10 protein-coding genes are annotated in these 24,187 nt (G+C 69.4%); all 10 read right to left on the reverse strand.

Going from position 1 to position 24,187, the window contains the following annotated elements; all coding sequences use genetic code 11:
* Window positions 1-75 precede the first annotated feature (75 nt).
* Window positions 76-3,342, reverse strand: a complete 3,267-nt coding sequence (locus IEY75_RS18270; protein WP_189115606.1) for a hypothetical protein — start codon at window positions 3,340-3,342, stop codon at window positions 76-78.
* Between the two features lie 254 nt (window positions 3,343-3,596).
* Complete coding sequence (locus IEY75_RS18275; RefSeq protein ID WP_189115607.1) at window positions 3,597-4,223, reverse strand: phosphatase PAP2 family protein; 627 nt, start codon at window positions 4,221-4,223, stop codon at window positions 3,597-3,599.
* Window positions 4,216-5,406, reverse strand: a complete 1,191-nt coding sequence (locus IEY75_RS18280) for an MAB_1171c family putative transporter (protein ID WP_189115608.1) — start codon at window positions 5,404-5,406, stop codon at window positions 4,216-4,218. Before IEY75_RS18280 ends, IEY75_RS18275 begins: the two co-directional genes overlap by 8 nt.
* Window positions 5,399-5,884, reverse strand: a complete 486-nt coding sequence (locus IEY75_RS18285; protein ID WP_189115609.1) for a ParH-like protein — start codon at window positions 5,882-5,884, stop codon at window positions 5,399-5,401. Before IEY75_RS18285 ends, IEY75_RS18280 begins: the two co-directional genes overlap by 8 nt.
* Window positions 5,885-5,961: 77 nt before the next feature.
* The gene (locus tag IEY75_RS18290; RefSeq protein WP_189115610.1) at window positions 5,962-6,564 is read right to left on the reverse strand and encodes an XRE family transcriptional regulator; all 603 of its coding nucleotides are present in this window, start codon (window positions 6,562-6,564) and stop codon (window positions 5,962-5,964) included.
* A gap of 440 nt (window positions 6,565-7,004) precedes the next feature.
* Window positions 7,005-8,012, reverse strand: coding sequence for an HNH endonuclease (locus tag IEY75_RS18295; RefSeq protein WP_189115611.1), 1,008 nt, complete (start codon window positions 8,010-8,012; stop codon window positions 7,005-7,007).
* Between the two features lie 69 nt (window positions 8,013-8,081).
* Window positions 8,082-10,217, reverse strand: a complete 2,136-nt coding sequence (locus IEY75_RS18300; RefSeq protein WP_189115612.1) for a UvrD-helicase domain-containing protein — start codon at window positions 10,215-10,217, stop codon at window positions 8,082-8,084.
* Window positions 10,217-16,540: a DEAD/DEAH box helicase gene (locus IEY75_RS18305; RefSeq protein ID WP_189115613.1), complete on the reverse strand. Its 6,324-nt coding sequence runs from the start codon at window positions 16,538-16,540 to the stop codon at window positions 10,217-10,219. Before IEY75_RS18305 ends, IEY75_RS18300 begins: the two co-directional genes overlap by 1 nt.
* Complete coding sequence (locus IEY75_RS18310) at window positions 16,537-21,234, reverse strand: Eco57I restriction-modification methylase domain-containing protein (protein WP_189115614.1); 4,698 nt, start codon at window positions 21,232-21,234, stop codon at window positions 16,537-16,539. The genes IEY75_RS18305 and IEY75_RS18310 overlap by 4 nt, the downstream gene beginning before the upstream one ends.
* Window positions 21,231-24,110, reverse strand: a complete 2,880-nt coding sequence (locus IEY75_RS18315; RefSeq protein ID WP_189115615.1) for a helicase-related protein — start codon at window positions 24,108-24,110, stop codon at window positions 21,231-21,233. Before IEY75_RS18315 ends, IEY75_RS18310 begins: the two co-directional genes overlap by 4 nt.
* Window positions 24,111-24,187: the final 77 nt, after the last annotated feature.

Consider the following 24,187-nt stretch of genomic DNA (forward strand, 5'->3'; position numbering starts at 1 on the left):
GATGTTGTGGCACGTGGTCCCCATCCTCGTGTGGCTGCCCACCGGTTGGCGGGCTGACATTGCCGAAGGTTGCGATCAGTGCTGGTGGCTACGGTGTGGCTGAGGTGCAGAGCCGACGTCGACCGTGCCAACGGTTGTCGCGGCGCCAGTCACTGAGGCGTAGTCCACCCACCAGGTACCGGGCTTCGCGTCGGTGAGGTCGACGGTCGCGGTCGCGGTGCGCCGGTCCGGGCTCACCCGGTCGGAGTCCGCCGCGATGACGTTGTCCTGGGCGTCGCGGAGCATGACCTGGTCGTCTGTGTGCAGAGCACTTCCAGCGATGGTCAGGGAGCGTTTTCCGCCCGGAGTCAGCCTGGCGGGGCTCACCGCGGTGGCGGTGAACTTCTCTCCACCGCACAGACCGCTCTGGCAGCCGCCCTCGACCGTGACCTTGCGAGCTGCGGGCAGGTGGTCGGTGGGGTATGCGACGAACACGACCGGTGCAGGCGGGCCGTCGCCGTCCATGGTGCAGGTGAAACCGCCGGTACCGACCGGGCAGCGGTGCAGGTCGCCGCCGGAGACGGCGGCGACAGCGGTGCCCGCCGTGGCGGTGACCAGGAAACGGTCCCCGGCCGCGGCGGTGCCGGTCAGGCACATGCCCGACCGCTTGGCGGTAAGTTCCCCGGGCTGCCTGTCGAACCCGTAGGCCAGCGACGGCAGTCGCCCACACTCCGTCGCCGGTCCGGTGCTGGAGGCAAGGCGCCAGGCGTCCAGGTGGAATGACAGCGGCTTACCGGCGGCGGCCACACCCCACGGCACCACCTGATAGGAGGTGAAACCGGTCACCACGCACGGCGCCGCGCCCCGATGACATTCGGAATCGCCGAGCAGGCGCCCGTCAGCGGCGAAGACCCGAAACCGGCTGTGGTCCTTCTCGTCGCGGCTGTCGACCCAGATCACATCCGCGGCGGCGGACCTGATCTGGTAACAGGGCAGGAACCGCACGTGGCTGGCCTCGCCCTTCGCCGGAGCTCCCAGACCCGTCGGCGTCAGTGCCTGGCAGCCCTTCGCCGCCTGGGAAGGGTCGCGGCGGGTCAGCCGGAACGAACCCTTCATCGCGGCGCCCGCCGCGACCGCCAAGTGCAGGCCCGCATCGGGCAAGGCGCAGTCACGCCACGCAGCCGCGCCGGCTTCCAGGTCACAGACCTGCTCACCGTCGGGGCCGAAGATGGTTACGGTGGCATCGCCGCCGTCAGCGGTCCGCTCGAACGCGAACAGTTCGGTGTCGGCGTGGCCGGCCGGCAGTACCGCGCATCCGGCGAACCGGTCAGCGGCGAAGGTCACCGTCGCGCCGGCGTCGGTGCCGAACGCGCCCACCGGGAGGATGGGGCAGCCGGCGGCCGCGTCGGTGCGGAACACCGTGGCCGCGTATTCCCCGGCCCCCGCCGCAACGGCCAGCCGGAACGGTGCCGCGCCGTTCAGGACGCAGCGGGTACGGACCTGCAGATCGTCGCAGACCTGCGCGCCCGTGGCATCCAGGACCTGGGTACGGGGCGTCACGGCGGCGTCCGAGGCCTGCAGCAGGCGGATCGGGGCACCCGCCGGGTGGGAGAGTTGAAGGCAGTCGACCTGCCCGCCGCTGTCCAGCCGGCCACGCTCGGCCGGGCGGGCGAGCATCTGGTCCGGGATATCGCGGCAGCCCGCCGCCGCGGTCGGAATTAGCACGGTCTCGAACGCGCGATGTTCGACCTGGCCGACCGCGCCGACCAGCATCGTCACCGGTCCGGCCGGCAGGTCGCAGACCGGCTGATCGCAGAGCTGGACCCCGGCGCCGTCGAACAGCCGCACTGGCTCCTGCCGCACACCGGTACCGTCGGTGACGACCGCGCCTACCAGATGACGAGCGCGCGAAGCGCCGGACAGGATCCGGCAGCGGACCGCTGCCGCCGCCGCGGGCCTAGCGCCGAACACCGTGGGCGCGGTGACGGGACAGCCGATCGGACTATTGAGCCGCCGAACCTCCACCCGGTAGTCACCGCCGTTCGCTCCGGCGTCGGGCTGAGCGTAAGACACGGCCCGCACCACACCGCCGGCCGGCAGGGTGCAGGCACTGACCGTGTCCACGCAGACCACGCCGCCAGAGGCGTCCAGCACCTGTGCTGTCACCGCGCCGCCTGCGTCGTCTGCCACCACCAAGCGGTCACCGGCCGTCGCGGACACCTGCGTGCAGTCCACCTGACCGGGCCACCGCACCGCCACAGCGCGCGCCGGAGCCGACCAGGACAGGTCGCCGGTGGCGCATCCACCGCCGGCGGTGGATACGACCGCGACCTCCACAGACCACTCCTGCTGCGCCTCCACCGGTTCGACCACGACATTCAAGCGCTGCCCCGCGCCAGGCAGGCACACCGACCCGGCCGCGCACCGATGCCGTCCTTGCTCGTCGTAGGCGCGCCAGGAGACGCCCTCGCCCAAGGTGCGGACCAGGTGGCTTCCGGCGGCGGCGGTCACCGACACGCAGTGGGGCTCACCACCGTTCCGGCTCGCCTTGACCACAGCGGAGCCGGGATCGCCGAAGCCCGCCACCGACGCGCCCTGGCAGCCCGTCGGATCGGTCAGCCGGGGAAGGTGCAGCCGAATCTCAGATGGTCGGCCGGACACCTCCCAAGCCACCAGCCGGTACGGGCCGGGCCCGGCCAGAGTGCAGTCGCTGCCCCACTGCGCGGCACACACCGCCGCCCCGCCACCGTCAATGATCTCGGCGGACACGTCAGCGTCGGAGGTCACTGCGGAACGAACCACGCTCCCCGCTGCCTGATCGACCAGCCAGCAGCCCGCGAGTGCGTCGGCTGGTAGCTGCCCGGCCAGACCACCGCCGGCGAAGCTGAAGGCCTCCGCGCCCAGCCGCGGGCAGGCCGCGCTGAGCATGGAGGCGACCTCTATCCGGTAGCTGCCGGCGGAGGCTGCCCGCTTGCGACGGTCGGCCTCGGCCACCCGGACGAGATAGGTGCCGGCGGCGACCTGACAGCCGCGGGTAGGTTCCGGGCCCCACCGGCACAACGCCTCACCAGCCGGCGACAACAATGTCGCCCCGAGCCCCGCCTCACTCCCGACCCGGCCAACCAGGAAGTCCGCACCGCGCTCCAACCGGAGGGCGTACCCGTGCACTTCACCCGGCTCCCAAACGCAGTCCAGTGCGTTACCCAACTCCACCGCCGGACCACACGGGCCACGCCTGGCCGCCGGGACCAGGTCGGCGGCGACGACCGCCGTGGTCGAGGTCGGGGTGGCTGAGCGAGACGGTCGCGCATCGACCGGACCTGCCACCGTGACCGCGAAGATGGTGAAGATCGCCGCGGTCACCGTGCCAATACTCACCAATTGCTGGCACGACCTTGCTCGGGTGGCCAGTGACCACATCGCCCATGACATCCAGCCACCCCGTTCTCAAACACCGGCCACCGTCCCAGCCCCGGATCGGATCTTCACTCCAGTCCAGACCGGCTGCGTGCACAGTGTATTGATACGACGCCACAATGGAAGGCCCGCAGAACTGAGCCGTGTGTCACGTTCACGCCAGTCCAGGGAACAGCTCGTAGGAGAGCGGGTGCAGGCGCTCAGAGCAGCGAGGGGAACAGCACCGCTCCGGCGAGCAGGCCGGTGGTGGCACCGGTGAGGACCTGCAGGAAGGTGTGTTCGCGCAGGTGGACGCGCGACCAGGCGACCGCGACCATCAGCGGCGCCGCGAACCAGAGGGTGGGTCCGTAGGTGGTGGCCAGGACGGCCAGTGAGCCTGCGGCAACGCTGCTGTGTAACGAGATCTTGTGACACGCCCACCTAGTGATGGCCAGTAGGACCAGTAGGTTCACCAGGCCGGTGACGGTCATGGCGACCAGCAGCCGGGGCGCGTCGCCCACCGAGGCCAGGATCAGGACGGTCAGGATCGACAACGCCGCGACGATCAGCGGCCGGGTGCGGCTCTCGCGTCGGGTGACGTGGTGGTTACTCCACCGGCCGCGTCGGACGCCCCGCACGATGTAGATGGTGGGGATGACCGCGCCGAACAGCGTCAGTACCGCCCCCCAGGCCAGGGCCGCCCAACCTTCGGTGGCCATGACGTGACCCGCGACGGCCAGGATCGTGACGCTGAGGAGCACCGCGGGCGCCAGTGTCTCGGTGATAACCCGGGCGAGCCTGTCCAGAGCGTGTCGGGTGCGCGAGGGCGCCGGCTTCGCCTCAGTCATTCCCGGGTTCCCTTCGAGACTGGAGATCCGCACCGCAGTCGGTGAGTTCCGCTGCGAGTCGTAGCGCGGTGTAGACGTCGGAGACATCGGCGAGATGCCGCGCATCGGCGTCAAGGCAGGCCACGCCGCCGTCCACGTCCTGGGCGGACGAGGTCAGGACCGCGGGTGGTGCGGTGGTGTGGTCGTTACTCAAGGCCCGGTATATGGACGCGGCCAGCGCCTTCACCCCGTCGGCGCCGCCCTGGGGGGTCGCGACCGCCAACAGTGGGCGAAGCGCGCGTAGCGCGTCGTGGCATTCGATCACACGCCAGTAGAGAGCGTCTCGAATGTGCCCCAGAGCGGCATGGTCAGTGGCCGCCTGCGAAGCGGGGCGCATGGTCATGTGTGGGGCCGCCGCGTGCAGTGCCCGCCACAGCGGGCCGATCCTGCGGTACAGCCGTCGCCGTAGCGGGGCGCGGGCGGCGGTGGCCAGGCGGGGCCACACCGACGGCAGGACCACCGCGCCGACCAGCAGAACCATGATCAGTAGCAGCAGCGGCGCGGTGTCGTAAGAAGCTGCTCGGGCGCCGCGAACGCCGGCCACGACCACGCTGGCGGTGGCGGCCACATAGCAGCCGCCGGCGGCGAACGCCCCGGCAAACAGGTAGCCACTGACCTGGACAAGCCCGCTGCAGCGGCGGGCGAACCGGACGGCAGCGCAGAACTGGTCGACCGCGGCGAAGCCCAGCACCGCCAGGTAGAGCAGCATGTACGCGGCGATCTGCGGTTGGTCGGCGTAGCGGGCGGCGAAATCGCGTGGCGCCTCCACGGGCACCCGCGCCTGGGTGAACAGCACCGCCATCCCGATCCCGGCGCCCACACAGCAGGCGACGCGGCGCCGCGCCCGCCGCGCCGCCGATGACGGATCGGCCAACCACAGAAACAGCGACTGACTCGCCGCCGCCACGCCTAACGCACACAGGTGCCGCGCCAGCCGCGCCGCGTTCGCCACGCCCACAAGTTCGTCGAAGGCCGCATACAGCCAGGCCACACCCAACCACATTCCGAGGGCGAGTAGTCCGGCGCCGAGGACCAACGCGCGTAGCGTCGGATTACCCGGATTCCGGGCCAGGTGGACCGCCTTGTAGCAGCCGGCCGCAGTGACGAGCACCGCAGCGGCAACGTCCACCGCGACCTCACCCATGCCAGCGGCGAGAGGCGTCGAACATGCTCGTCCAGCGCCGCACCTGCCCCCCTCCAGCCGAATCGGCCACAGGAAGCCCCTCGTCACCCCAATTCAGCATGATCGCCGCCAGCTGCTCAGCCTCCCGCTCCTGCGGTCCACGCATCAACGGATGCCGTCCAAGAACCCGTCTGATCAGCCGCGTAGACAAGTGCGGAAGCAGGGTCGAGAGGGCAGCGGGGTCAAGCTGAGAAGGATGATCCAAGATCATGTGGGCCGTCTCATGCGCGATGATGTGGTCGCGATGCAGACGGGACTGTCCCGGGTCGTAAGTGATTATGTCCCGATCCTCCAACCCGATCCACAGCCCACACGGCGCCTGGGTCCGGTCACGAGGAAGCGGCATCAGGTGGATCGGCCGACCACGCCGGTGGGCCAAATCCCGGCAGAACCGCTCCGGGTCAAACGGAACGGGCAGGGACAGATCCAGTTCAGCCAAGCGCGCCACGCACCGCACGCGCAATGACCGCTGACTCTGGGACCAAGCTGCATGATGCAAGTTCCACGGACCCACTATCAGCCTCCGGGGCGAGGGCGGTCCAGACCCTCCAGGCGACGCACGTTCTCGACGATCTCGAGAATTGTCTGCAAACTGTCCTCTGACAGGTCACCCATGCGCATCGCCACATGCTCGATCTTCGCCACCGTCTGGGTGGCCCGACCACGCGCCAGCGTAGCGAGCTGGGTCAACTCCTCGGCGATCGTCGTAGCCTGCTCGTCGTCGTGGAAGTAGCAAACGGGTACATCGAAGAACGCGGCAACCTCCCCCAGCAGTACCGCCGGCGGCTCGTCGTCGAAGAAATACCCGGGGGGCACTCCGAAGAAATCGGCCAACCCCTCGATCACCTTCATCTTCGGGTTGTCCCGCTCCCCGCGGCGCATGTACCACAGGTACGACCCGGAGGTGGAAACTCCGTCACGGCGGCTGACCGCGGCGGCGACCTCGTCATTACTGAACGCCTTCCCGTCCGGACGCCGGACGGCGTCGAACAGGTGGTTCAACCGGACAGCCAGCGCCGAGACCGCCGGCCTACCCGCCCCCGACCGAGGCGCCAACAGACACCGCAGGTACGCCGCTGACACCTCCACCGTGCCGCGACCGTTGATCCAGTCCGCCACCTCCTCCACAGTATGCTGCGCCCCCGAAGGCTTCACCACCGTTCCGAAAAGGTGCTCCAGTCGCGACGGCAGCGTCCAAAGGCGCATTCCACGCCTACCGTCGCCTACCCGGCCGGGGTAGACGTGATCCCCGCCCATACCCAGAGGCCCGACAGCCTCCATCCTCGCCTCCCACCCTGCCGACCACACATCACACGTCGCCACGGTACCCGCGCCGCCGGTCCTACCTCGACTCCGGTGAAGAAGTCGATCCCAAATCGCAGATGAACGTATGCGCACTTGGGTGCGCCTAGCTTCTCGACACCAGGCGTTCTGAATCAACCCAGACATTGATGTGCGAACCCATACCACCACGCGGTCGGTCACAACCAACGTCTGCGCGGGGCCCTTTTGTCAACGTCGGTGCCGCGGTACGGCGCGCACGAAGCCCGTACGGCCCGTCATGTCACCGGATCGCGGGCTCCGTCAGCGCGTTCGTCTCCCCCGCGGTACACGTGCGTGCGGTGCCAGTGGAGGTAGGCGCTGTGCGGTGGCGTGCCGCCGACGGGCACGAGGAGCCGTTCGGCCAGCGGTGGTCGGCCGAACGCGGCCTGGGTGGCAGGATCGGTGTCGGCAGCGCGATGCAGGTCGCGGTGCAGGTTGATGCGGAGGCCTCCGTTGACGCCGAGCAGGCCGATGTCGAAGGCGACGTCATGTGTTGGGCACGCTGTCAGACCGTTGGTCATGTCGAGGCGTTCGCGGGTGTCGCTGTCGCGCCACGGTTTGATGTGCGACGCGACGAGCATCCGTGGGGCCCTCCGGTCGTCAACGGTGACCGTCAGGCCGCAGAACACGCACCGGTGGCCATGGTTGCGTAACACGTCGCGGGCAAAACGGTGTTGTCCGACCCGTGCCGCCGCGATCAACAGCTTCTCCGTGAGGTGATCGGCCAGCATCGGGTTCTCCCGGTGTACGACGTCGGCGATGTCGTTCGCGGGGAGTTCTTCCTGGCCGAGCAGGATCAGCGGCGCCTCGTCGTGCTCGAGCATCAGGAAGTCGGGCAGTGCGTGCGCTGACACGCCGGCATCTCGGGCCGCGCGAACGATGATGCGGTAGACGACCGCCAAGTGGTCCTGCGTACCGAGGAGTCGGGCGGCAATCTCTACCTCGTGACGCGCACCGTTGCGGCGACTGCCGTCGAGATTGGCCATCTTCGCCAACACACTGCTGTTAGGGCGCTTGAACAGCTGGGCCAGGCTGGACACCGGCTCCTCAGCACGGTGCGCGGTCGATCCGCCGTACCGGCGATGATCGACCATGAGGCTCGCGGCCAGGCACAGCAACGTCTCGACCGGCGTGAACGCGACTTGGCGCTTCCCCGCTGCCGGCCAGGGACGGTTGAGGACCGCGCTCCACTGCCCACGAGCCGCAGCGGGAGTGATCGCCAGGTAGTCCGCTGCCGCTGGCATCCACCCTCCCCGCAATGCTGAGGCAATGAAGCGAAGCCTGCTTGAGCCCGAAGCCGTGTCGCCGGTCGGTCAATGCCGGCTCACGACTACCAACTCGTCACGCGCTCGCGTCGCTGCCACGTACCTCAACGATCGGGCACGCAGGTCCGCGTCCGCGCGTTCGGAGGTGTTCAACGACGAGAGGCGTTCGAGTTCCGCCGGGGAGGGCTTGCCGGTGGACAGGACGACCTTGGAGAACTCCGTGCCCTTGGCCCGATGCATGGTCAACACGGGCACCCGTCCGCCGGGCGGGCGGTCGCGGTCCACGGCGCGGGCATCGATGCCATGTTCGGTGAGCGCGGTGACCACCCGATCCCGGTGGAAGCGGTCCGGCACGAGGACGGCGACCGTGTCGGGAACGTCTCCGTCGGCGAGCCAGGCGTGGACATGACGGACGATCGCGTCGAGTTCACCGGTGATAGAGCCGACGGTCTCGATGACGGGTGCCGGGCCGGTTCGTGCGGAGCGGTAGCCGGTGGCGTCGGGTTGGTCTTCGCTGTCGACGTACTCGCCGCCGTCGAGCAAGGCCATCGCATAGTGAAGGTTCTGCGCGGTGGTGCGGTAGTTGAGAGTGAGACGTTGCGACCGGCCGACGATGGCGACCCCGTACCGCCCCAGGACGGTACGGGCGCCATAGATCCGCTGATGGGAGTCCTCGGCGATGAACAGATCGTCGGTCCCCTCACCGACGAGAGCCCGCAGCAGTTGCCAGTGGGTGGGTCCGAGGTCCTGACCCTCGTCGACGAGAACGTGGTCTGCCGGCCGATGCGCCTGTCGAACGAGATGCGCGGCGGCGACGGCGGCGGCTTCCGTGAAGTCCAGGCTGCCGTCGATGCGGCTCTGTGCCCGGTACGCGGCGATCAGCTCCCACACACCGGATCGTTTCGTCCGGTCCAGGGCCACGCCACGCCCGGGGCGGCGTACCCGCAGGTAGCCGGCCACGTCGTGGATCTTGCCGGGCAGCACCACGTGGGCGTACTCGGTGGCCAGGAACGTCTCGTTGGCCAGCTCGTGCGGTAGGGATGTGTCGGTGGCGTCGATGGCGTCGCGCCACCGGGTGCCGGCGGTGCGGGCAAGCGGTGCGGAACGTTCCTCCCCGAGGACGTCGCCCATGGCCGCGGCGAGACCGCTGCCGGCGCTGCGGAGCACGGCGGCGGCCAAGGCGTCAACGCCGGTGACGTACACGCCAGCGTCGCCGGGCTTCTTCGGTTGTGGGATGCGTGGGTCGAGTTGGGTGAGGCCTGCGCCGAGTGCCTCGGCGAGGTTGGTGGTGAAGGTGGTCAGGATGATACGAGCCGTCGGGTCTCGTCGGGCGAGCGCGCGGGCCCGGTGGACGAGAACGACGGTCTTGCCCGTGCCGGCACCGCCGGACAGCCGGAACGGGCCCTTGTAGCTACGGTCGACGTAGCGACGCTGCTCAGGGTGTAGGAAGACCCTCCAGGCGCCGAAATCTCCCTGCTCGATGACGCGGCGCAGCTCATCCTGGTCGTCGATGAAGGCGTATTGCAGCGCGGCGGCGGGGCGCTTGAGCGACTGCAGGACGTCGGTGTCCGCGTCGCCTGACGTGGGGGAATTTTCGAGCTGCATGCGGTCGGCGATCGCCTCGGCGGTGTCACCGGCGGCGAGGTCGACGAGGATAGAGCCGATCCACCCGTCGTGACGTTGGGCGATGTCGAGTACCGAATCCTCGTCGGCTGCTGCCATGGCTTCGTCGGCGATATCGACTGGCAGCCCGAGGGTGTCGACGAGATCGGCACGGCGGTGTCCGATGCGGACGAGCATCGATTCGCGGTGTAGTGGCGTGGTCGGCTGCGGGACGACGGGCGCCACGGGTGGTGGAGCGACCTCCTGGATCTGCGGCAGCCCGTTGATGGGGTTGACCTTCAATCGCACTCGCTGGGCGATGGCGTTGGCCTCGTCGTGCGGCCAGATGCCGTGGATGACGTAGTGGGTCTCACCCTCGCCGTCGAGGCGGAACATGACGGCGCGCCAGAAGCCGTCCACGCGACCCGTCCGCACCCGGGGGTCGGCGCAGTGCTGGATGGGTTCGACGCGCAGGCCGGGGGTCGTGTCGTCGCTGCCGAGCCGTTGCAGGAACGTCATGGCCTTGCTACGAACGGAGCCGTCAATCTTGCTGGCGAGCTTGCCCATGATGATCGTCGGCATCAGCGTTCTCCCTGCGTGCGGCGACCGCCACTCAGCGCGGCGGCGACGAGATCGGGCGAGGGATCGATGATTCGCCACCCGGCGCCGGCGAGGTCGGCGCGGTCCTCGGGCGGCATGTGATCGAAAGCCACGGCCACCTTGAAATCGGGCCAGGACAGGTCGAGGGGGATGCCGTCGGGGCCTTCGGCGCCGACGACGGGGGGGACGATTCCCTGGTGTGCGGCGAGAGCCGTCACCAGCGTCCTTTCGGGGCCAGCCGTCGTTGCGTCGTAGACGTCGGCCCAAGCCCCGACGGGGCGCCCATGCTCGGTGTCGGTCGACTCGGTGCCGGATGCCCCAACGGCACTGGTAGTCGTCACCACCGTGGGCCAATCGCGCAGAGCGAGCGCGTTGGACAGCCGTAGCCAGGCCCGCCAGGAGTCGGCGTGGGCGTCGTCGAGGACGCTGTCGCGGTCGTCGAGGACGGCAGCGACATGCACGGAAGTGGCGGCGGCCATTTCCACGACGACCGCCAGAGCGCCGCTCCGATGCAGATGCACCTTCCGGGAACCCGTGGGCAGATGGTCGCCGACCATGATCGCGCGGGCGACTTCCTCCAGTTTCGTCGTGTCGGTCACCTGTACGGGCTGCGCCACAGCCGACAGGAACATTGGGACGGCTCGGGCGACGTTGCGGACCGCGTCGGGTCGGGGATCGGACACCCAGTCGACGAGCCAGTCGACCGGCCCCCGGCCCAGCGCCCGGTACGCCTCCGGCGGTGCCTGCAGCGACGGCACGTTCATCAGACCGCCGGCGAGGTCGGGGTTGTACCAGGCAGGCGCGGAGGCGGTGCCGTCTTCGCCGGCGGTGACGTCGGGCAGGGTGACTCCGAGGACGACGAGGCCGCTGTCGCGCAGGTTGGTCCGCTTGGCGGCGTCGTCGGCGAGCCGATTGGCGGCGGCGGTGGCGTGGTAGGCCCTGCCGTCGGTGAAGATGGCGACGCCGGGCACGTTCATGTCGTTGGTCTCGAGCAGGAAATCCGGCCGGGAGTCCGCGACGTTGGCCTGCGGGGTGAGCGTCCACTGTCGGTGGCCACCGGGCAGGGTGAACCGCACGGCGTTGCCGGCAGGGCCGGGCACCTCGGTGACAGCGGCGCCGTTGCGCCGTAGCCGACCCAGCAACAGCCGCTGGAAGGCGCGTTCAAGGTGGGACTCGGGCTCCTCGGCGGGGGGCACCTCGGTCACGGTCCAGGCCGTCCCTTCGGCGGTCTCGGCATCGGGAGTCAGTCCGAGAAGGGCGCGCAGGTGCCGGTCGGCCGACGCCCGTGAGACCCTGCGAACGGCGCCGGGAGCGGTGAACGGCAGCAGGCACCGGTGGCAGGCGAGGCGTTCCTCGTGTCGGCATTCGCAGTCACGGACCCGATTCCACGCCAACAGCAGCAGCTTGCGCAAATGGTCCGGGGTGGCTGTCTCGGCGAGGTAGCCGGTGCCGCCGGGCACGGCGTCGTGCAGCAGGATTCCGTCGTGGTTGTCCGTGCCATCGGACAGGGTCGGGTCGACGACGTGCTCGACGCGGATGTGATCCGGGTGTCCGCCCATCTGCTCGCGCAGGCCGAGCAGCAGTGCCGAGGACAGGCTGGGCACGGCGAAGTCGTCGCCCAGGCTCACCGTATGGGGCAACCGGATCAACAAACCCTGGGTACGCAACGTCCGTGACAGCGCTACGGTGCTGGTCACCTCGGTCGCGGAGGCGCGGTACGGGCACCACGGCCGGTGCTCGTGCGGCCGGTTACGTCCGGTGTCGGTGTCCTTCTTGCCGCACCCGGAACACACCCGGAACAGGGTCCCCTGCCGTTCAGCGCCGGCGACGATCCGCGTCGTGCCGTGCCCCGACGGACCCATGTTGATCCACCGCAGGTCGACGGAGCGCAGATACGTGCAGCCGAGGCCGGTGCCTTCGACGAACCACCGGCGGGCGATGTGGGCGGGGTCGACGTCGGCGGCGGCGACGATCTGAAACGCGATTCGCCCGCGTTCGTCGTTGCGGTCGGAGATGGCGACCTCGTCGCGCCGCACCTCGGCGGATACCCGAGTCAGTTCCACCACGTCGAGACGCTGACCGGTGTCGCCGATGCGCGTGCTGCCACACCGCGGACACGACGACACGATGATTTCCTGGCCGGACTCCACGAGGTCAACGGCGTACCCGCAGTCGGGGCAGAAGGCCCAGGTGCGGATGGACGCGCCGTCCAGGCCGAGGTCGACCGCGTCAACCTCGATCTCCCACCCGCGGGCGTAGAACGTGGCGCCGGGGGCGAACTCGCGCAACGCCTGCGCCGAGCCGCGCTGGAACTGCGCGCTGCCGTACTCGTACGCCCCGCTGTCCGGGTCGATCCAGGACAGGCCGACGTCGAGGGTGACCGTGTCGTCGAGCAGCGTGTAGTTGGGCAGCAGCCCGTACTCCTCCAGGACGCTGATCCAGTATTCGCTGCGTAGGTGGGCGAGCTGGTTGGCGGTGAGCTTGCGGGTGGCCTTGGCCGACCGCAACGCCTGCCGGTCGTCGTCGGTCGCCGCCGGCGACGTGATCCGCGCTTCCAGATCGGGCAGCAGCGCGTCGATGGTCGCCTGCCGACGCTTCAACGTCTCGACGGTGTCCTGCCAGCGACGGCTTGCGGCCAGCACGTGCGCCGCGAACCCACTGGTCCGCGGGCCGGACACGGGCTGCAACCAGTCGCGCAGCCCCGACACGACCTCGGGAGGTAGCCCATCGAACGTGGCGGCGAAGCGGCCCACATGCGCGTCGGCGCCCTGCTCAGCGTGCACGACCAGATCACCGAGGAAGGTTCCCGGCCGGCACGTCCCGATGGCGGCGACCGCCGTCCTCGGATGCACGCGCGCCTGGTCACGGGCGAAGCCGTCCATCAGGTAGGCGGTGTACTGCCGGCGCAGGATCTCCTCGGCGGCCAGGTACGTCGCCGGGGGACGCACCTCGCCGTCAACGACCGACAGCGGGTCACCGAGCTTCGGCAGGTGCTCGCCGCGCCCGGTGACGAAGGCGAGATTGAGTGCGTTGCCGGTGAGGCGCCCGGCCCGGCCGACGCGTTGCAGGTACGACGCGACGGTGCGCGGCAGCGACGCCAGGAACACCGCCGACAAATCGCCGATGTCGATGCCCATCTCCAGGGTCGGCGTTGCGACGAGAACGTTCGGCGACTGCGGGCTGGTGGCCGCGTCGCGGAAACCGTCCTCGTACGCCCGGCGGGTCACGTCGTCGAGCAGACTGGTGTGTTCCCGCGCGACGACGCGGCGCGTGTCGGGCGAGGCGTACAACCGGCGGTAGAAGTTGTCGTTCAGCGTCGCGGGGGTGAGTTGGCCGCGGCAGCTCACGTTCAGGCACGGCGCGCCAGTGAGCTGCTCGACCGCCGTCCTCGAGCCCGGTGTGGTGGCCCGGCAGGTGGTGCAGGCGAGCAGGTGGCGCCCGGCGGCGAGGTCGGTGACCTCGGTGGGGGCGACGACGATCGCGGAGGCGGGAATCGCGTACACGGTAGCGCCGGACTCGCTGGTGCTGGTCGTGAGCACGCCGTCGCGGCCCAGCCGGTCGAACAGCAGGCGCGCGAGACGGCCTCCGTCGAGCGGCGACACGTCGAGCGTCCGTGCGGTCCAGCGGGCGTACCAGGACTGGGCGGACGTCACCGCGTCGAGGCCGCCGTGGCGGGCCGGCGGTGCGGATCCGCCGACCTTGGGGAACCCGGGCCGCGGCCGGTTACGGGGGAACGCGGGCATGCCTTCGCCCCGAGGGCGGCCACCCCAGATCGACCAGTCCCGGCCGTCCTCGAGCCGGTACCTGTCGAACCACGGATGGTCAATGGCGCCCTGGGCGCGCATCCGGTCCAGCAGGCCGCGTACCCACCGCACCAGCGTCTCGTCGTCGGGGCCGGCCGAGCCCAGCGCGCCCTGCCACGACGTGCCGTGCAGTGCCGCGCGTGCCACCCCCGCCATCCGCGCGGGCAGCCCCGCCTCCACCTCCACGGCCACCGAGCCGGTGAGCTCGAGCGTGCGGCCGATGCGCGAGTTGAGCCCGAACTCCAGCGCCGCGTCGAGCGCGAGACGGCGGCGAACGCGGGACCGCACCGAGGCGCGCACCGACCGCAGGGTCTTCGCCCGCCAAAACTCCGCAAAGGACTCCCGGTCGGCGCAGTCAGGGGCGAGAATGCGGTACCGCTCGAACGGATCTTTCGCCTGCCGCATCACCTCGTCGACCAGCGCGTCGAGGGTGAGCGCCCCGTCGACCACCGCCTCGCGCAGCGCGGAGCGCAGGGTGAACGTGTGCGACCGGGCCTGCACGAACCCGGCCCGGTGCGCCGCGTCCTGCACCGAGTCGGTGAAGACCAACGCCTTCTTCTCCCGGGCGTCGAGCGTCGGTGATCCGAACAGGGTCGACAGCGACACCGACAACAATGTGGCGACCGCGCTGCCGAGGAACCGGATCCCGTCCTCCTGCCGGCACGACGGGCAGGTGTCGGTGCGGCTCTGCTCGTCGGCGTCGGCACCGACGTTGGTGAGCACCGGCAGGATCCAGCCATCGCGCAGGTCAGGGTCGTCCTCCGCCACGTCGGCGAGCAACTCCCGGTTGCGGATGGAGAACCACATGAGCCGGTCGATCCGCTCGCCGCCTTCCAGCCGGGTCGCGGCCTCGGCGGGGGCGTACAGCAGCGGCCGGAAGCGGCCCTCCCGGGCGGCGTGCTGCCGGCGAATGCCGTCGTCGTCGACGTCGAGGCTGTTGCCGACGGGCGCCAGCACGATGCCCCACCCGGACCGGCCGCAGAGCCGGCAGAAGATTGCCGGGAACGACGGCCCGGCCTCCTCGGCGTCGCCGCCGGCGACCGGCGGCCCGTCGTCACCCCACCGGAACCGCGCGGTGGCCGCGGCGGCACGGTCGATGCGGGATAGTTCCCTGACCCACAGATGTACGTCCACCGACAGCGCTTCGCGTCCGGCGACGGCCCGCACGTGCCCGAGCATCCCGAGCACGTACGACAGCAGCGTCTGCGCCCGCGGCACGTTGCCGGTGCCGAAAACGCCTTCGGCCAACATGTCCAGCCCGACGGCGTGCTCGGCACACTGCGCCAGCTCACCGACGAGCGGGTGCGCCCGGCACAACGCCGCCAGCAGCTGCGGCTCGGCATCGGCGACCTTGCTCGCGTCAACGCCGTACAACTGACCGAGAATCGTGTGGGCGACTTGCGCGCCGGTCGGATCATGGCCCAGCTCCGTGACCGCCTCGATCGTCGCCGCCGCGTCCAGCGACGCCACCTCGACCGGCGTGAACCCTGCCCCGGTCACCGCCTGCTCGGCGTCGGCGACCCACTCGGCGAGCCCCAGCCGGGTCTCGGTGACGACCGCGTCGGCGTCGAACTCCTCGCCGAACACGGTGCGCGCGAAGTCCAGCATGACCGTCGGGTCGCCCTTGTCGCCGAGCGTCGCCGACGTCGCCACCGGCGTGATCATCCCCAGCGGACGCGCGCGGGCCGCATCATCAACGACGGGCTCGCCGTCGTGCCAATGACTCTTGAGCGCCAGGCCGAGGCGGCGCAGCAGCATCGCCACGTCTGTACCTTGCGCGCCGTCGTAGGTGTGAAACTCGTCGAGGACGAGGTATTGCAGGCTCGTCGCCGACTGTCGCCATAGGGCCTGATCGGCGGAACGCAGCAGCAACTGGTCGAGCATCTTGTAGTTGGTCAGCAGGATGTCCGGTGCGGTGTCCCGGACGATCTCTCGATCGGTGATCAAGCCGTCGGGGGTGACCGCGATGCGGGTCGGCCCGGCCTGCCCGGTGTAGAGGGCTGCGGTCACGCCGGCGAGCTCGGTATTCGTGGTGAGCAGCTTGGTTAGCCGGGCGGCCTGGTCGTTGGCGAGCGCGTTCATCGGGTACAGGATCAGCGCCTTCGTGCCGGTCACGCCCTCGCGGCGAGCGCGTAACACGTGGTCGAGGATCGGGTACAGGAACGCCTCGGTCTTGCCGGAGCCGGTGCCGGTCGTGACCAGTGTGGGGCGGGGCCGCTCGTTCGTCTTGGAGCTGAGCCGGGCGAAGGCCGTGGCCTGGTGGCCGTAGGGCGGGAAGCCTCCGTACCAGTCCAGGGCGTCGCGCCAGCCCTCGTCGGCAGGGCGGAACGGCAAGCGCAGGCGCACGTACGGGCCCTTGAACATGCCGCTGTCGGGGACCGACAGAAAACGGTCCAGGCCGTCGCGGGCGTCGCCGTCGGTCAGCCCGAACGTCGTTGTCAGGTAGTCGACGAGGCTGTGGCGGATGTTTGTTGCTTGGAGGGTGGGGAGCAGCTCGCTCACGAGCGGTCCTTCAGCCGCTGCTCGAAGTGGGCGTACGCCTGCCGCATGTCCGCCTCACGATCCAGTGTCACGAATGGCAGCTCGTAGGTGTACGTGTTGCCGGCCTGGTTAGTGGCGGTCCGCTCCTCGTGGGTGGTCCGATCACCCTTCTTTCGCCAGACACTCAGCACAGAGTTCGGTACGATCCGCCCGTTGATATCGTAGTAGTAGACGGTGCGGTCGTAGCCGCGCAGCACGGCGAACTGGGTGCGGTAGATCGAACACAGCTCGTCGGCGGTGAGGCCGAGCATGAGCGCGACCAACGCGTCGATCTCGACGAGCGCCTGGCGTCGATCAGCGGCAATCCGCAACGGCGTGTCGGCGGTCCACTCCGGCCCGACATCTCCCAGGGTCACCCGCCTCCGGTGTTCGAAACCACCCGCCCATTCGTCATCGACAAATTCGGCTACGAAACACGCTCGCCAGAGGTCGGCATATGCGATGGTGGCGCAGTTGAGGCGAAGGACGCGAATAGCGAGGTCGATATTCAGTAGCGAGTTAATGAATGCAAGTCGATTCACTGTCCCCGGCGAAATGGTCGACTTTGGCGCAACGCGCACCGAGTAGTCGTGACTGAGTGATGAAAAGAATCCGAGCACCTGCACCAAACGATGAGGTTCTGCAGGCAGGGCGGCTGATCTGACGGTGTGAACGTGCGCTGGACCTGGCGGGATCAATGCAGGGATTAAGGTACGTTCGCCTTGGTTTGCCGCCATGTCTCGCCAGGCAATGCGGTAGTGGTCGCGGGCGGGGTACGGGTGGTCCTCGTCGCCCCAGTCGGTGTAGGCGCAGTCGTAGTCGTAGCGTTCACCGGCGGGCTGGTAGGCGGTGGCCGGGATCGCGTCGGCCGGCAACTGCTCGAAGTCCGTCACTGACCAATCCTGGTTGTTTCGCATGGTCGGGTTCGGGGCCTTGTAGAGCGGTGTCGACACGAACAGGTGCGGCCCTTGCAGGATCACGTCGTCCCACGACGCCGGCACCGCCCACTCCGACTCGAAATAGCCTTTTCGGCGATCGGTCGTTTCGTTCCAGCCCTGCGAGAAGCGGAGCCCAAGTTCATTCATGCGGCCGGCACGAGATAATTTCTCTAACACAGCCGCGGTAGATCGGTTCAGGGCGTACACCATCCGGGTCTGTCGGATCGGCACTTCGTCGTTCTCCATCGTGGCGTGCCAGGCGCGCAGGGTCTCATCGGTAACTTCCGTGATCCGTGACCCGTGTGGACGCACGTCCCAACTTCCGTCATCGTCCTTGAGGCCAGGTTCCGGCCCGGAACTGTCATGGGCGAGGGAACGCTCGGCAGTGTCGGGATGGTACAGCCAGCTTGCCTGGGTGAACGCGGGTGCCATTTGTCGAGATCCGTGCACCGTGATCCCATAATGGATTTTGTGCAAAATTTCGAAGAGGCTAAGAACGTTGATGAAGTGCCAGTGGCGGCGGAGGCGCAGATACAGCTCGGAGCGAAGGACGCCGGCATTCTCGTCGGTGAAGTGCGAGTTCAGGTGAATCATGCCCATTCGGCCTTGCTCCGATAGGTGCCGCCACATCACTTCCATAAAGCAGCGGTACAGGTCGGGCCGCAGCCCGGCCAGGTGCGGATACTGTGGCGTTGCGCTGACGAAGGACCCGACACAGACCGTGTCCGCTGTGCCGTCGATGACGAACTCCGTCATGCCGGGAAGAGCGAGCGTTGCGGCTTGCTTGGTGAGAACCTGCGCCTGGGTCGGCTTGAGTGCGAGCTGCCACCAGGGGTCGCCCTCGGCGAGCAGGGCCGCGACATCGACATCGGGTCGTACCCAGGGCGGGTTACCGACTTGCAGGTCGAAGCCGCCGCGGGCGAAGACCGTGGCGAAGTCCAAGTTCCAGTGGAAGAAGCCCTGTCGTTGGGCGATTCGGTCGCAGACCACCAGCCACGGATTTTTCTGGAGGACCTCGTCGATGGACTCGGCGCTGGCGAAGCCGAGTTCCATCAGCTCCGCCTCGCCCAGCTCGTCCCAACTCATCCCGGCGCCAAACCGCAGCTCGACCGGCTTACGCTTGTGCACGTCCGGGTTGCGGCCCAGCAGCGCCTGCAGGCCCGCGATCCACTGATCAGTGGTCGGTGGCGAGACCACCACGCCGTTCACGGTGACGGCGGTGTCGGTGAGGGGCCAGAACCACAGCGCCGTCCAGGCGTCCATTGCCCGGCGCAGGCGCCGATACGCGCCGGCCTGGTCGGCCAGCGCCGCCTCGATCTGTTCGCGTCCGACCGCACCGCCGACCGGCAGTCCGGTGGCGCCCCACACCGGAATCGAGCGGCGGATCTCCCGCTCGGCAATGCTCAGCCGGCGGTAGGCGATCTGCCACAGCGTCTCCACCCGATGCGCGAGCTCCGCGTACGCGTCGATCTGGGTCTTGGTGGGTTCGGTCTTGGTGGCGCCTCGCCACCTCTTGAGCCTGGTCGTGGCGTGCGGGGCGAGGGCGGCGGCATCTTTCGCGTCGGCGGCCGACCCCCAACCATCGGCCGGCAGCAGGAAATGGTGGATGCCATCGGTCGCGACCCTGTCGGCCTCGACGTCGCTCACCAGGCATGTCAGCGACACCTCGGTCGGCACTGCGGCCAGCCATGACTTGTCGGCGACCTGAGACCGGCGATAGATGGCGCGGCGGGCACCGATCAGCGAGTTGCCCCGCCGCAGATGCAGGCCGAACCACGGCGCGGACAATCCTTCGACCATCGTGTCCAGCCACAGTGAGATCTCGGCCAGCTCGACGGCGGTGTCGTTGAGGTCGACGCCGTACACGTTGTGCAGCGCCAGGTAGGCCTTGACCTCCTGCAACCGGCGCGGGTACTCGTCAGGGTCCAGCTGAACGCCCAGTTCCTTCTGGCGGCGTTTGAGGTACTGCTCGGCGAGTTGCCGCACCGCTTCCAGCGCGAACGCGCCCGACCCGAGCGCCGGCTCACAGACGGCCAACTCCAGGATCTCCGCGGCCGTCGTCGTGCGCCCGTCCTGGTCGAGCAGCTCCTCCAGGGCCTGCCCGACCGTGAAACGGGTCAGCACCTCCGGCGTGTAGTACGACGCCGACTGCTGCCGCTCACGCCCCGCGAGCCGGAACACGAACGACCCCCGCTCGTGCAGCACCGGCCGAGACTCGCCGGTCAGCGGGTGGACGACCTTGACGAAGTCAGCCGACGAGATCCCATCCGCCCGTTCGACCGGGACCACCCACGAGCCCTTGGACCCGTCACCGTTTTTGGCGACCTCGTACAGGTCGGTCTCGGCGAAGAAGCCCGTGTACGACATGAGGCGCTCGTACACCGCGCCCAGCTGGTTGATGCCCAACTCCGCGTACGAGATGAAGCCCCGGTCCCGCCCCCGCGACTCCTTGCTGAGCAACAGGTGGGTGAGTACCTTCTGCAGCGCGGCGTTGCCCAGGCCCACTGCGTCGATGTGCGCGGTCGCCTCGGGCCGGAACAGGTCGGCCCGCAGCGGGTTGAACGTAAGCCCTTGCGTATCGATGGAGTCGTCAGCGACGACAGGGCTGTGGCCGCGGTCGACGAGCCGGAACAACACACCCAATGACTCGTACAGGTGGGTGCCGTTTCGGGCGCGCGGGGAAGGCAGCTCCACCTGGACCAGTTCGCGCAGCCGGTCGAGGCTGTAGCCCTGGTCATATTCGGCGGCGCCGACGGGCAACACCCCCAGCTCAGGGGACGCCTCCGCGTAGAGCAGGAACAGGATGCGGTAGAGGAACCGCAGCGACTGCTTCGCCAGCGGTTGGGCCTCGCTACCGGGCAGCGGGTCGAGGCCCTGGTCGCGGCGGCGGTCAACGACCTCGTTGGCGATGATCTCGATGGAAAGGCGTACGCCGTCGCGCAGGTCCTTGGAGACGCCGACGGTGTGCTTGATGGAGGCTTCCAGGACGGCGTGCCACCACAGTTTGCCGTCCGCGTCGGGGGCGATTGACTGCGCGCTCAGGCAGGTCAGCGCCCGGTCGATCTCGCCTCCCTTCTTCGTGTCTTTGCGTTCGCAGACGAGTTGCAGGTCGACGGCGAGGTACCGGCCTTCGGCCCAGCGTTCCCGTTCGGCGAGCAGTGCCCACCGGCCGGCCAGCACGAGCACGAGATCGGGGGCGTCGTCGGCGACGAACAGCGCCGACACCAGCCGGGCAGCGGACTTCAGCTCGTCGCCATCCTCGGTGAGCTGCACCGGGGCGCGCAGCGTCACCGCCTCGCGGGCCAGCAGTTCCTCGACGGCGATCACCGGCCGGGCGGACACTACGACGAGCGGCGCGCGGTCGGTGACGCCCGGGGACGACACCCGCAGCATCGGGTCCTGCCGGTCGAGGGCGAGGCCGTGGCCGGTCAGCTCGAGGACGTCGAGCAACCGTTCGTGGACCGCGGCGGCTATGTCGTCGGGGGTGCGCCCGTCGCGCAGGTCGATCGTGGCCGTGGGGTCGAGCAGCTCCGCCAGCGCGGCAAGGTCGACTTCTAATCCAAGCCGGGCCTCGGTGAAGCGGGATCGGGGGGTGTCACGTCCCTCCTTCGCCTCGGCGTCCCAGTAGGCGCGGCGTTCCACCACCTTGGCGCGGAACGACTCGCCCTTCGCGTCGGTGGTGAAGTAGTGCTCCGAGATCCAGCCTTCGCCGACCAGGATCGCGTCCGACCCGCTCACTGGGTGCCACCTTCCATGTCCGGGACGACCACCAGCAGCGGCCGTACGAGGTGCTGGTCGGGCGCCATCGCCAACACCAGCGCGCGCTCCTGTTCGACGCTCGTACGGCGCTGCTTGATCTCGCTGCGCTGGATGAGCGCGTCAGCCTCGACGTCCCAGCGGTCCAGCCGTCGTGACCACTGCTCGACCCGCTGAGCCACGTCCTGCTCCGCGGCCGCGAACACGGTGAGCAGGTGCTTCTCGGCCTCGTGAACGGCCGGCGCGATGAGGCGTTGCAGCACGTCGAGGTCCGCGACCGGGCGCGGGTTGGTGCGTACGGCGTCCCAGCCGAGCGCAGCCAGCGCCTCGCGGGCAGAGCCGTGCGGCGCTACCAGCGCGAAGGAGGGGCTGTCCGGCGCCGGGAACTGCGCCGTCAACCATGCCGACGAGACGACCTGGCCGCGCTTGTTCGTCAGGGTGCCGAGCAGCAGAACGGTGGGGGCGTTGACGGCACCGCGGACGGCGAAGACCTCGTTGCGGCCCAGAGCGGCCAGCGCCCGGTCGGCCGCCCAGTCCAGCACGGGGTGCAGCGGGCTCAGGTAGTGCGCGTCCGGCCATGTCGAGTCGCTGTCGTCGCGCAGCGCCGCCGCCAGCCTGTCCTTGCCCCGGGCCAGGGTGGTGGCCAGCACGAGCCGTTCGGTGACCCGGCGGTCGGTGAGGTAGGTCTGAGGGAGCACCTCGAGGCGTTGCGCGAGGTCCGGTGGCGGGTTCAGCTCGACGGTGCCGAACGCCGCGTTGCGGCGCCAGCCCACACCGCCCCGCGCCGGCGGCGCCGTCGGGTCGATGAACGCCTCCCCAAGTGCGTCCTCCAGGTAGGAGACGTCGTCGTCGTACAGGCCCGAGCCGGGGTCGGTCCGCTGCTCCGATTTGGTGGCCGTGACGACGGGGGGCGTCTCCGGTGCGTCGAAGAGCTGCGTGAACATGGCGGCGAAGTCGTCGGCGGCCGCGACGGCGGCGACCGGGCGGACCACCTCGTCGAAGTCCTTGGTGCCGGCGAGGACGGCGCGGATCGCGTCCTCCTCGCCCTTGACGTCGAAGCGGCCCATCAGCGACGCGACGTCGCCAAGGGCGGTGTGCGCCTCGTCCTCCTTCTCCACCAGCTTCGCGAGGATCCGCACGTCACCGGCGAAGCGATCGCTCGACGGGTCCAGCAGCAGGGCGGTCACCCGGGGAGGGTGCTTCTGGCCGTACCGGTCGATGCGGCCGTTGCGCTGCTCGATGCGGATCAGGCTCCACGGGATGTCGTAGTGGATCAGCTCGTGGCACTGGGCGTGCAGGTTGACCCCCTCGGAGGCGACGTCGCCGGTGACCAGCACGCGTACCGGTGCCTGCTCCTGCTTGAACGCCTCGACGATGCGCTGCTGCTCGTCGTCGGCGAGCCCACCGTGCATGATCTGCACGGCATCGTCGGACACGCCGAGGTCCTTCGGCAGGCTGCGGTGCAGCCAGCGCAGAGTCTCGAGGCGCTCGGCGAACACCACCGCCCGGGCAGGTGAGCCCCGGCCGACGCCGATCTGCTTGAGATGCGCCACCAGCTTGGTGTATTTCGCGGAGGGCCGCCGCAACGTCTCGGCGTTGAGCTCGGCCAGCTGTAGCAGCGCACGTCGTTCGGCGTCGGCCCGGTCGTCGTTGCCGAGCCGGCCCAGGCGGCCGTCGATGGTCTCCTTCAGCGCCGCGGGCGACGACAGGAACGCCTTCGCGAGCGTCCACGGGAACAGCGCCGCGTTCTGCCCCGAGTACGGGCTGCCGCCCCGACCGGGCCACAGCCAGGTTTCCTCCAGCTCGCGGGCAACGGCGTCCTCGGCCGGGGTGGCGGCCACCAGCACATTGTTCGGCTCTTGCCGTTCCGCCCAGTCGGCGCCGACGACGCGGGCGACCTCGGGGCTGTGCCGGTGCCGGCGAACGACGAGCCGGCGCAGCTCGTCACGGTCGAGGGTGCCATCGGCGGGCACGGCCGACGGGTCGAGGAGTCGCACCAGCTCCGCGAACGACTCGGCCTTGCCGTTGTGTGGGGTCGCCGAGGCCAAGACGAGAGCCTCCGTGTTGCGGGCGAGCAGTCGCGCCAGCCGGTTGTTCAGTGTGGAGACGTTGGACAGGTTGTGCGACTCGTCGATGACGACGGCGTCCCAGCGCTGTCTGCGCAGGCTAGCGACGTACCGGTCGGATTTCAGCGTGTCGATCGAGATGATCGCCCGCCGGTAGTACGTGAACGGGTTCCGGGTCGCGGGCAGCTTCTGCCGCACCCGTTGAATGCCGGCGGAATCCAGCCGGACGAACGGCAACGCGAACCGGGTCCACAGCTCGTGCTGCATCTGCTCCAGCACGTGCCGGGGGGTCACCACGAGGATCCGGTCACCGCGTCCCCGCCGGACCAGTTCCGAGAGGATCATGCCGATCTCGAGGGTCTTGCCGAGGCCGACCGCGTCGGCGAGCAGGATGCGTGGCCGCAGATTCGCCGGATCCAGGGCCTTGTGCACCGCGGACTGCTGGTAGCTGAGCGGATCGGCGAGCCCGCGGGTCGCCACGGACAACGCACGCTCCCCGAGCGGCACCGCCGTCTTACGGACGGTCGACTCCAGCCACAGCCGTGCCCTGCGATGGCGTGGGCTCGCGTCCGCCACCACCCGGGCCTTCGCCGGGTCGAGCGGCACCACGTGGTCGAGTCGGGTGTAGAACGAGGCGTTGGTGTCACGTACCAGCTCGCCGAGTCCCTGGACGTGCACCAGGGTGCCGTCGGTGGTCTCCTCGGTGGCGTACACCAACCATTCCTCGTCGCGGACCACGACGACCGATCCTGGCGCGAGCGTCTCCCGGGCGTCGGGCTTCGTTGCCGTCACCGGTGCATTCTCCGTTCTGAGGCAGTCACTGCACGTGAGGTTCCGTTCGCCCGAAGCCTAGCTGCGGGCGATCTTTC

Origin of the sequence: Pilimelia terevasa, from assembly GCF_014647915.1 — a bacterium.
Taxonomy (GTDB): Bacteria; Actinomycetota; Actinomycetes; order Mycobacteriales; family Micromonosporaceae; genus Pilimelia; species Pilimelia terevasa.

Coding starts and splice junctions, on each gene's coding strand:
- IEY75_RS18275 (WP_189115607.1), bottom strand. CDS start 4,223: ATGACTGAGGCGAAGCCGGCGCCCTCGCGCACCCGACACGCTCTGGAC.
- IEY75_RS18280 (WP_189115608.1), bottom strand. CDS start 5,406: ATGGGTGAGGTCGCGGTGGACGTTGCCGCTGCGGTGCTCGTCACTGCG.
- IEY75_RS18295 (WP_189115611.1), bottom strand. CDS start 8,012: ATGCCAGCGGCAGCGGACTACCTGGCGATCACTCCCGCTGCGGCTCGT.
- IEY75_RS18300 (WP_189115612.1), bottom strand. CDS start 10,217: ATGCCGACGATCATCATGGGCAAGCTCGCCAGCAAGATTGACGGCTCC.